Here is a 424-nt window from a genome sequence, read left to right as displayed (position 1 = left end):
GTCTTTCGGCGCGTCGAGCAGAGGCGCCAGACGCAAGACGGCATGGAGCATCGAACTGTCGATCTTCTCGACATACAAACCGCGCCCGGTCGGCCGGGTCGGTACACCCATGGGACCTGCGTCGGCGATCAGTGCGGTGATTTCTGTCGGGTCAATATCCAGGCGCACGGCGAGGATCGGATCCTCCGGCGATACATTGACCACGCGCCCGCTCAGCGGCATCGAAACCGATACCACCAGGTAATTCAGCGGGTCGTAATTGAAGTACTCGTCGGCCAGCCGTACCTCTTTGCGTCCCTGCGCCATGATGCACAGCGCCGGTTGCGCGAGCACCGGGGCAAAGTCGTGGGATTTTGTGTGGCGCGACATGAACAGCGAGCCGATGGCGGTCTCGTAGCTGCCATCGTCGGTGGGGTTGCGGCGG

General features: G+C 62.7%; 1 protein-coding gene. It reads right to left on the bottom strand.

All coding sequences use genetic code 11. The features are described from left to right. Positions 1 to 424, bottom strand: a 424-nt coding sequence (locus tag BK660_RS31360) for an AraC family transcriptional regulator (protein ID WP_148057527.1), incomplete at both ends; no start/stop codon positions are given.

The organism is Pseudomonas brassicacearum, assembly GCF_003732265.1.
GTDB lineage: Bacteria > Pseudomonadota > Gammaproteobacteria > Pseudomonadales > Pseudomonadaceae > Aquipseudomonas > Aquipseudomonas brassicacearum_D.
This window is presented reverse-complemented; position numbering and strand designations above follow the sequence as displayed.